This window comes from Methylophilus aquaticus, assembly GCF_030769565.1.
Lineage (GTDB): Bacteria > Pseudomonadota > Gammaproteobacteria > Burkholderiales > Methylophilaceae > Methylophilus > Methylophilus aquaticus.
Genome location: NZ_JAVCAP010000028.1, coordinates 1 through 8,885 on the forward strand (window position 1 = coordinate 1; position 8,885 = coordinate 8,885).

An 8,885-nucleotide genomic window follows, 5' to 3' on the forward strand; every position below is an offset into this window, starting at 1 on the left:
TGATTGGTGCAGTGATGCGCAAGCTGGTGCATTTGATTTACGGGGTGATTAAATCAGGCAAACCTTTTGATGCGGAAATTCCTCTCAAGGGACTTGCAATTCAAGACGGTATCTGACGCTAAAGGTTTCCCTGGCTAGTTCGGATTAAACAGTTCGGCACTGGCGAGAATACCGTTAGCATCCAACCCACCTAATAAGAGAAGACTGCCATCAGGCAGTGCGGTTATGGTATGACTGTATCGCTTGTTTAATACCCGGCCAGTATCTACCCAGGTATTTGCAGCAGGGTTGTATATTTCCGCGCTAGAGGCTGTACCGCTTTTAACTACACCACCTTCTATTAGCACACGGCCATCCTGAAGCAAGCTGGCCGTATGTAAATGGCGTGCGGCTAGCAGTGGCGAAACACTTGACCATGTATTACGTTGGCTGTCATAGAGTTCGACGCTAGCAGTAGAATTGTTAGCTTCAAACCCGCCGGCCACTAAAACTTTGCCGTTGGGAAGAAGTGTGGCCGTGTGTGACCAGCGTGGTGTTTTCAATACGCCACTGGCCGACCAGCGATTATTTGCTGGGTCATAGAGCTCGACACTGACTAGACCACCAAACTCGCCTACCCCGGCTGATAGCAAAACTTTGCCATCATTCAACAATGTGGCGGTATGTAATTGCCGTGCAGTTTGCATTGGGGCAGCAGTGCTCCAACTCTCAGTGGCCGGATTGTAAATGACTGCACTATTCAGTACCTCGGTATCCTCATATTCCTGGTCATCCAGATAACCATCGCCACCGGCAATGAGCACTCTGCCATCACGTAAAAGAGTCGCTGTGTGATTGGCTCGCAAAGCCTCGCTCATTGGGCCCGCAGCAAACCAGGTATTGGCTGCGGGGTCGTAAACCTCTGCGTTGTTTCTGAATTCCGTTTTATCAACACCACCGGTAACTAGCAACTTACCGTTTTTGAGCAAGGTAGCGGTGTGATGGGAACGTGTAACTGTCATTGACTCGGCATCAGCCCACGTGTTTGTTTTAGGGTCGTAAATTTCGACATCTGCTGTTGCATCGCCGCCTTCAGTAATTCCACCTGCCACTAAAACTTTGCCATCTGGCAATAAAGTGGCGGTATGTCCTTGACGGGCAGTGGTCATGGGGGCCAGTTCAGTCAGGCCTTGTGCGTCTGCTTCACTAAAGCTAACCCACAAAGTTGTCATGACAATGATGGCCTTTAAAAAAGACATGTAGTTAGTGGAGGGAAGATATATGCTTGGATTCATAGTGTTATAAACCTTTGGATGAAAAAAGCGCCTAATGCAAAAATGGATAAACATTCTGCAATGTAAAGGTTGGGCGCGATGAGTGTAGTAAACAATACGCAGTTTGCAATCAGATGACATGCACGTACAAAAAATATCGGCTGCCTGTGTTTAAGAGGCAGCCGATATAAAAGCCAATCTTGTTATACGTTGTTTCTACGGCGGAGAAGTCCTACCAAGGCAAAGCCACTCAATAGAAAAGCATAGGTTTCAGGTTCTGGAACGCTGGTTACAGTCACTGCACTGGTTTGCAGGTTCGCTACCAGTGGCTCACCAAATGCATCACCCAAAGTAACATTGCTGAAACTCAGTGCGCTGTTACCTACACCGTTACCAACAAAATATAGTGTTGCTAGCGTAAACACATTGGCCTGTGCAGAAAGATCCCACAGCAAGGAAGTTTCAGACAGGTTAATGGCACCATTGCCCAAGTTTCCAGAACTGCTATCCGTGGCCTCAAATGTTGCCAACTGACCTAACTGGCTGCCTAGCGTATAGGAGGTGAAACCCAGCACTGAGGCATTAAAATTTATGTTGAAGTCAAATGCAGACAGGTCTTCAGTACTTTCAAGGCCAGCAATCTGTACGTCAACGCTAAAGGCATTACCTGCATTAACAGTGGTTGTTGAGGGAATGAGATTCAGCGTAACTGCTGCTGAAGCTGGCGTCACGAGCGAGGATAATGCTAATGACAGTATTACCGCCAGACTTTTTATTTGCATATTAAACATGGTGTTCTCCGATAATTAGAGTTTAAGATTATTGAGAGATGGCGCAATTTGTCAGACTGCAAATCAGTGCCAATTTACGTGTATCCAGAACAGTGATCTTGCCATCATTGTCGAAGTCGGCATCCGGAAACACATTGGCCTCCTTGTTTAAGTTCTGATTAACCAGTGCAAGGTCGCGACTATCAATGACACCGTCGTTATTAAGGTCGCCATCAAGACCTTGTGCGACTGCAAATTCACCACCACGGTTGACAACCGCCCACGCCGTACGTCTCACTGGGTCTACACCATAAGTGCCAAGGCCATAGCCCGCTTTCCAGGCGCCGACTACGAATTTTTTGTTGCCGCCAAAGTTTCTATTGGCAACTTTATCCCAGGTGCCGCTGTTTAATGGCTTTCCAACTATAGCCAATGAACCGCTAGAGTGATTGGCGTAGTTGAGTGATAAAACATAGGTATCAGCCTCTTCGCTGCCGATTGCATTTTCCATACCCCACAGTGTCAATACGTCGCTTTTGAGTTGTGTGGTGCTAGCGTTATTAACTTCTGATTGACTTGTCCAACCGGTGTTCACATCCTGAATAGCAACACGACCATCGTATAAAGTGGTTGAAATCGTATTGGTGCCTCCTAGAATGGCTAGTCGTGTACCGGCCCAACCTGTTCCTACCGGGCTGCTATCGGCAACGCTGGTGAAGGTTGCACCTGGCTGGATAATGAATTCTTTGCCATTCAGGCTATAACCGTAGCTTTCGCGTTTAGCAAAACTCAAGCTTGGTGTGGCTTTCAGGTCACAATCCTTACCCGCACCTAGTGAGCCGCCGCAACCATTGTCTGACGCATAGTGATCCACTGTTAGTCTGGGGCCATCTACTGTAAAAATGTAATAACCAATACTATTCAGCTCTTGTGCAATAGGCATTTCCTGACGGTTGCTGTTGTTATAGGTCTGGTCTTTGGAGGGAACTTTTGGGGTATAAAACTTATAGCTGTCTGAAGAGTGGATAATATTCTGTACCGAGAACAAGCCGTCAGGGCTTTTGACGATAGCTCGATGATGCATGTGATCATGCCCACCAAGGAAATAACGTGCATTATTTTGTGCCATTGCACCAATTAACATATTCCTTTCGTTAGGATTATTGGAGGGGTTGGCTCCCAATAAGTTATCGGTATGGTTCTGACCTATCAACTCTTTATGGGCAAACACAAAACCGTGACTGTCGACAGGCTTGTTGTCTAACCGTTGAGCCACCCAGCTGATCTGGTCTAAGGCCGCACTATTTGTGGAAGGAGTAGTACCTGAAGTGCGCGTGAACTGATCAATCGCGATAAAGCGTGTGTTACCGTAGTCAAAAGAATAAGTAAGCCCTGTCAGGCCAACTGGGCTAGTTGGGCTTGCATGATTGACCGCTCCCGCCACATTACTGCCAAGCCCCCTGGTTTGCGGGAAATTGCTTAAGAAACTGTTGCCTGCGGTTGCTGAAGGCTCGTGATTGCCTCGCACTGGATAAAAGCCAATACCGTTGTTATACAAAGTTTGTGCGGCAACGCCCCAAGTGTCAAGGCCCCCAGTGCTGCCATTGTCAGTCAAATCGCCTACTTGTACCACAAACTTAACTTGTGCTTCGATAAACTCTGGCAGTATCTGATTAATAATACCCAACGCAACCGTATTTGGATTGTTCGTTGCATCGTTTGTTGTCCATTGTGTATCTGCCATCACACCGAATTTGAATGCTTCGGCAAAAGCGTGAGGCACTGTAATACTGAAGCCAAGCGCAGCCAATAATAGCCCGTTTTTAAGCATGTATTTAGAATGCATGTTGAATACCTTTATGATGAGTGAAGAAGTTTTTTTATAAGAATCGAGGAAGTTAAAAGCGCTTTGCTCACAATTTCCGACTTACTATATCGAGAAATTGTGACCAGAATACTTGACGCACATAATCCGCTCAGTCTATGGATAAACGGTTACACCAATGTGTTGAGTGACGTTGGACGGTGGGTTAACAAACTAATGGCTAATAAAAAGAAAAAAGCCGCGATTAGCGGCTTTAGTTATATTCAAATGCAATTTTGCAAGATCAGTCCCCGAAGATTCTCATTTGGAGACACAGAAAATTAGCTTATTAATATTAATGAATTATGAATCGACCGTCTGATGCTATCAACTGACTGATCCCAAGGTCACAAAAGGTTTTAAATTGCGCCCGAATTATCTTTTGGGGTAATCAAAAAGTCGCAATGTGCGGCTTTGGTGAATGTTGAACCCGGTGTTTTTATTGTAGGTCGCACCGTGAACGAGTCAGCCCTACCGCGCTAATGATGCGTATACATTAATCCGCAATAAACCCTTTTTGGGATAACTTGCGTATAAAGTCATGGGTAAAGTAATTAAGCGGTGTTTTCGACCCCTCAAAATTAACGCCGACTAGCGTGTATTTTTCTTCAATCCCCTTTCCAATAATCATCGTGTCACCCCCTTGCTCATTTTTACCGTATTGCACTGCGTTATAAGCCAGTTTTAGATAAATAGTATTTTCAGAAGTGTTTTTGATATGGCTAATTCTGACCTGAATAAGTCCATCGACTCTTTTCTGCGCAAATTGTTGTGCTATAAAAGTGTTGGAATCAGTCCGAGAGTTTAAATTTATGGCCTGTTCAGCATCCGTGTGATGTTCCTGTTCAATCTCAGCCTCTAAATACTCTGTTAGCTTTTTAGAGGTCTCCAACCAAGTGGCTTTAACTTTTTGATCCTGAGGATCATCGTAGGTTGGATTAAAACCTTCACCCGCGAAAATCAGAATACCCAATTTGTTTTTATCTGGATTAGCTACATTCTCTGGGACTGATGCACACCCCGCCAATGTTAAGGCTGATATCACAAAAACCAATGTGAGTGACTTTAAAAAATTTTTCATAATTGGTTCTCTTTTTTAATATCTCATTTGGAGACACAGAAAATTAGCTTATTAATATTAATGAATTATGAATCGACCGTCTGATGCTATCAACTGACTGATCCCAAGGTCACAAAAGGTTTTAAATTGCGCCCGAATTATCTTTTGGGGTAATCAAAAAGTCGCACTTTGCGGCTTTGGTTATATTCAAATGCGATTTTGCAAGATCCGCCCCCGTAGATTCTGGCTTGTTGAACAGGACTGATGCCATAATATCCCATGGTTTCTGTTCATCATCCAATCTCAGCTTTACTCGCCTCCAATGCGGGCGATGTTTCTACATGGCTGGAAGCGGCAGCGAAGCGATTCTCGCCTTCCGAAGTTGAGTTGATCAGTCGCGCCTATGCGTTGGCAGTGCCGCTCTATTCTGGGCACTCAGCACTGACTGGCACGCCACTGCTGTTACATGCACTAGGTGCGGCGACTATCCTCATTGACATGAACATGGATGTCGAAACTATCACTGCCACGATATTGCATGCAGTGCCAGACTATCTCCCCGATTGGCGGGCAACCCTGGAAACCGATTTGGGCGCCAATATTGCGGACCTGGTAGAAGGCATTTCACGCATGGAACAAATCCAGGCGCTCAGCGAGACCGAGCGCCTGCATGGCACGGACCGCAAAAACGAATACCACACGCAACAAATAGAAAGTCTGCGCAAAATGCTGCTGGCCATGGTGCAGGACATCCGTGTGGTGTTGATCAAACTGGCAGAACGTACGCAAACCCTGCGCCATTTGTCAGGGGCTAGCCCGAGTCTGCAACAGCAGATTGCACAGGAAAGCCAGAGCCTCTTTGCGCCACTCGCCAACCGCCTTGGCGTGTGGCAAATCAAGTGGGAGCTGGAAGACCTCTCTTTGCGCTATCTGGAACCCCAGATCTACAAAGAAATCGCACGTAAGCTGGATGAGCGCCGCGTCGACAGAGAGCAATATATTATTGACGTGGTCGCAGAGCTGCAAAAAGAGTTGCTTGAAGCAGGTATAAAAGGCGAGGTCGCTGGCCGTCCCAAGCACATTTACAGCATCATCAAAAAGATGAAAAGCAAGCAGCTGGATTTTACCCAGCTGTATGATGTGCGTGCGGTGCGGGTGCTGGTGAACGATATCAAGGACTGCTATGCCGTGCTCGGGCTCATACACAACCTGTGGCAGCCCATCCCCGGTGAATTTGACGACTATATCGCGCGCCCCAAGAGCAACAATTATCGTTCGCTACATACCGCTGTCAGTGGGCCGCGTGGCCTGGCACTTGAGGTGCAGATCCGCACGTTTGAAATGCATCAGCACTCCGAATTGGGCGTCGCGGCTCATTGGCGCTACAAGGAGGGAGGCAAATCCGACGCCAAATTTGACGAAAAAATCGCCTGGCTACGCCAGATTCTGGCCTGGAAAGATGACGTCTCTGACAGTGGCGACCTGATTGAACAATTCAAGAGTGAACTGTTTCAGGACCGCGTCTATGTGCTCACGCCACTTGGTAAAGTCATCGACTTGCCCAAAGGCTCTACCCCGATCGATTTTGCTTATACGCTACACACCGATCTGGGGCACCGTACGCGTGGCGCCAAGATCAATGGCAGCATCGTGCCGCTCAACACCAAATTACAGAACGGCCAGCGCGTAGAAATCCTGACCTCAAAACATGGTTCGCCTAGCCGGGATTGGTTGAATGCTACGCTTGGTTATCTGCAAAGCGCTGGCGCCCGCGCCAAAGTCAGGCAATGGTTTAAATACCAGCATTTTGATGAAAATGTTGCCCAGGGTCGGGTGAAACTGGATCGTGAGCTACATCGGGCCGGCATCGGTGCCATCAATCATGAAAAAATCGCACAGAAACTGCACTTCCAGAAACTGGAAGATTTTCTGGCTGCCATTGGGCGCGGGGATGTCAGTGAACATCAAATCTCGCTCGCGATCCAGGAAGATGCTGCGCCCAAGACAGAAGGTGCACCGATAACACGCCCTCCCAGACGGAGCACAGCGCTGCAGTCCCGGGCGGGGATCGTGATTGAAGGGGTTGGCAACTTGCAGACAGGGTTTGCCAAATGCTGCAAACCATTACCGCCGGATGCAATTATTGGCTACTTGACGCGCGATCACGGGGTCACTATCCATCGCAGCACATGTAGCTTCATAGCACGCTTACCAGAGGCGCGGCGCAACCGTGTGCTAGCTGCGCAGTGGGGCAGCTACGAGAATTTCAGCGGAAATGTGGATATTGAAGTGGAGGCCCATGATCGCCAGGGCTTGCTCCGGGATATCAGTGATCTATTTGCACGGGAAAAGATCAACGCCACCAAGGCCAACACCATCAGCAGGCACAACCTGGCGCTGATGCAGTTTTCGATTGAGGTGACAAACCTTGAACAACTCAGCCATCTACTGACACTGATTCAGCAAGTGCCGAGCGTCATTTCGGCACAGAGACGTTATTAGTGGGCTTCCCACACGTTTGAGATTTATTTTCAGGACACTTTATTCAAAGTTGGTTTTCATTTTACGCCCGTCCATTATTCCATCTGCATTTAAAGCAATCGCTGTCAGGACAGGGCTTATTTCAAGCAGGTATAGTTTGCCTCCAGCTAAAGGAGAAAGACTAGAAATGTCTAAAGCAAGTGAATACGCGGCTAAGTTCAACAAGGTTTTCGATTTTATCGACAGCCATTTAGATGATGAATTGACATTGGAAATGTTGAGCCAGGTCGCCCACTTTTCAAAATTTCACTTTCACAGGCAATTTTCTGAATATGCGGGAATGAGTGTTTTTAAATATGTGCAACTCATGCGTCTCAAAAGAGCCTCTTATCGCTTAGTGTTTAATCCACTAGAAAAAGTGGTTGATATTGCATTGGATGCCCGCTTTGAAAACCCTGAGTCGTTCTCCCGCGCGTTCAAAAGTACCTTTGGACAAACGCCCTCTGAGTTTCGTAAAAGACCAGCATGGCAACCCTGGAATGAGCATTACTCATTCCCCACCCGAGAAAGGACCCATAAAATGGAAGTTAACGTTGTCAATTTCACCGAAACGAAAATAGCCTCATTGCAACATCTAGGCCCTACCGCACTGCTCAATGATACCGTCAGCAAGTTTATCGAGTGGCGCAAAGTAAGCAGAATGTCCCCAGTAAAAAGTAGCCATACCTTCGGCATTGTTCACGACAATCCTGATACCACTGCACCGGAAGCGTTTCGTTTTGACATTTGCGGCTCAGTCAGCAAGGAGATCCCAGAGAATGCGCAAGGCGTGACCAATAGCGTTATCCCGGCAGGTCGCTGCGCTGTGGTACGTCACGTTGGCTCACATGACAGAATTGCCGAAAGTATTTATCCGCTATACCGCGAATGGTTACCCAATAGCGGTGAAAGTTTGCGCGATTTCCCTTTATATTTTCACTATCTAAACCTGATGCCGGAAACGCCAGAGCATGAATTACAAACCGATATTTATTTGCCCTTGCTTTAATCACTAAACACACTCAAATCGCCTATGCTTTAATAGCCATCCCATCAAGGCATAGGCATTCCAGAGGTCTAGCATTACGACTTTTTTCAATGTTCGCACAGCGCAAATAGACATGGAAAACCCCAATTACATCGCTTACATACCCCATTCATTAATTCCAGCAACAACAAAAGGTCTTCGTCACAAAGGTAAATAAAACCTCCCCCAAGGAAGTAACGTGATATAAACCGCCTTCAAATTCTATGCGTGATGGTCTATCCATGAATGACATTAACCATGGAAATGTCGTAATGCAAGACCTCGTATCATGTCATTGCTGAACAAAAATCTCCGACAAGCCTTACACTATTGCCTGTGATTGAGTCAGCTGAGTCGAGTGACATCGGCTAGACTTTAGGCCAATAATATC

At 46.9% G+C, this 8,885-nt stretch carries 6 protein-coding genes; 2 read left to right on the forward strand and 4 right to left on the reverse strand.

Annotated features, from left to right (window positions below; all coding sequences use genetic code 11):
- Positions 1 to 134 precede the first annotated feature (134 nt).
- From Q9291_RS12095 to Q9291_RS12110, 4 genes are all read right to left on the reverse strand, one after another.
- Entirely contained in the window at positions 135 to 1,211 is a 1,077-nt protein-coding gene (locus Q9291_RS12095; protein ID WP_306390331.1) for a Kelch repeat-containing protein, read from the reverse strand.
- Between the two features lie 245 nt (positions 1,212 to 1,456).
- Positions 1,457 to 2,044 (reverse strand): cohesin domain-containing protein, encoded by a 588-nt coding sequence (locus Q9291_RS12100; protein ID WP_306390333.1) that lies wholly within the window; start codon positions 2,042 to 2,044, stop codon positions 1,457 to 1,459.
- 28 nt (positions 2,045 to 2,072) lie between these two features.
- A complete protein-coding gene (locus Q9291_RS12105) occupies positions 2,073 to 3,767 on the reverse strand; it encodes a metallophosphoesterase (RefSeq protein WP_370530758.1) in 1,695 nt (564 codons plus the stop codon).
- A gap of 616 nt (positions 3,768 to 4,383) precedes the next feature.
- Entirely contained in the window at positions 4,384 to 4,968 is a 585-nt protein-coding gene (locus Q9291_RS12110) for a hypothetical protein (RefSeq protein WP_306390336.1), read from the reverse strand.
- Positions 4,969 to 5,226: 258 nt separating this feature from the next.
- On the opposite strand from Q9291_RS12110, the gene Q9291_RS12115 reads away from it, so the two are divergent.
- Both Q9291_RS12115 and Q9291_RS12120 read left to right on the forward strand, forming a co-directional pair.
- Entirely contained in the window at positions 5,227 to 7,449 is a 2,223-nt protein-coding gene (locus tag Q9291_RS12115; protein ID WP_306390337.1) for a RelA/SpoT family protein, read from the forward strand.
- 166 nt (positions 7,450 to 7,615) lie between these two features.
- Positions 7,616 to 8,476, forward strand: a complete 861-nt coding sequence (locus tag Q9291_RS12120) for an AraC family transcriptional regulator (protein ID WP_306390338.1) — start codon at positions 7,616 to 7,618, stop codon at positions 8,474 to 8,476.
- Positions 8,477 to 8,885: the final 409 nt, after the last annotated feature.